The organism is Collinsella sp. TM10-22, from assembly GCF_003466125.1.
Taxonomy (GTDB): Bacteria; Actinomycetota; Coriobacteriia; order Coriobacteriales; family Coriobacteriaceae; genus Collinsella.
Window position 1 is genome coordinate 1 of sequence record NZ_QSOC01000020.1, and the last position, 1,317, is coordinate 1,317.

Genomic DNA, 1,317 nt, shown 5'->3' on the forward strand with positions numbered 1-1,317 from the left:
GTCAGCAAGCAGCGCCCGTTACGGAAGGGCGCTGATAGATTCGGCCGAAAGGCCCGAAAGAAAGGTAGGAGGCCATGACGAAAGGTCTGCACGTGCCTTCCGAGATCGGCAAGCTCAGGAAGGTCTGCCTGCACCGTCCCGGCGACGAGCTCCTCAACCTGCCGCCCGACGAGCTCGAGCGACTCCTGTTCGACGACGTCCCGTTCCTTGAGGTCGCGCAGCAGGAGCACGACACCTTCGCCCAGATCCTGAGGGACCAGGGCGTCGAGGTGCTCTACCTCGAGAACCTCGTCGCAGAGGTGTTCGACCAGGTCCCCGGCGCCCGCGCCGAGTTCACCGACCAGTACATCGCCGAGGCAGGCATCCGCGGCCAGCGCATGCCGCAGATCGTCCGCGAGAAGCTGGACTCCATCGAGGACAACCTCGAGTTCGTCAAGAAGACCATGGCCGGCATGACCAAGGCCGAGATCGACATGCCCCTCACGGCGTCCACGACCCTCGACTCCCTGGTCAACTCCGAGTCCGAGTCCGACCTGATCATCGACCCGATGCCCAACCTCTACTTCACCCGCGACCCGTTCGCGGTCGTCGGCGAGGGCGTCAACCTCAACCGCATGTACTCGGTCACCCGCAACCGCGAGACCCTGTACGGCAAGTACGTCTTCAAGTACCACCCCGACTACAAGGACGTCTCCCTGTACTTCCGCCGCGACTGCCAGTTCCACACCGAGGGCGGCGACGTGCTGAACATCAACGAGAAGACCCTCGCCGTCGGCATCTCCCAGCGCACCCAGGCAGCCGCCATCGACGTCATGGCCCAGAACATCTTCTGGAACTCCGACTCCAAGGTCGAGCGCATCCTGGCCTTCGACATCCCGGTCTCGCGCGCCTTCATGCACCTCGACACGGTCTTCACCCAGATCGACGTCGATAAGTTCACGATCCACCCCGCCATCATGGGCACCCTGCGCGTCTACGAGCTGACCGCCGGCAAGAACCCGGGCGAGGTCAACATCCGCCTGATCGAGGACACCCTCGAGCACGTCCTGGAGGACGCCACCGGCGTCGACCAGGTCAAGCTGATCCCCTGCGGCGGCGGCGACCCGATCGCGGCCTCCCGCGAGCAGTGGAACGACGGCTCCAACACCCTGTGCGTCGAGCCCGGCAAGATCTGCGTCTACGCCCGCAACACCGTCACCAACGACGTGCTGTACAAGGAGGGCCTGGACCTTCTCGTCGTGCCCTCCGCCGAGCTCTCCCGCGGCCGTGGCGGCCCGCGCTGCATGAGCATGCCCTTCTGGCGCGAGGACCTCTAAG

Annotated in this window: 1 protein-coding gene; it reads left to right on the forward strand. The window is 65.1% G+C overall.

From position 1 onward, the window contains the following. Positions 1-74 precede the first annotated feature (74 nt). Positions 75-1,316 (forward strand): arginine deiminase, encoded by a 1,242-nt coding sequence (gene arcA / locus DXD94_RS09525; protein ID WP_117735747.1) that lies wholly within the window; start codon positions 75-77, stop codon positions 1,314-1,316. The last annotated feature ends 1 nt before the right edge of the window (position 1,317 follow it).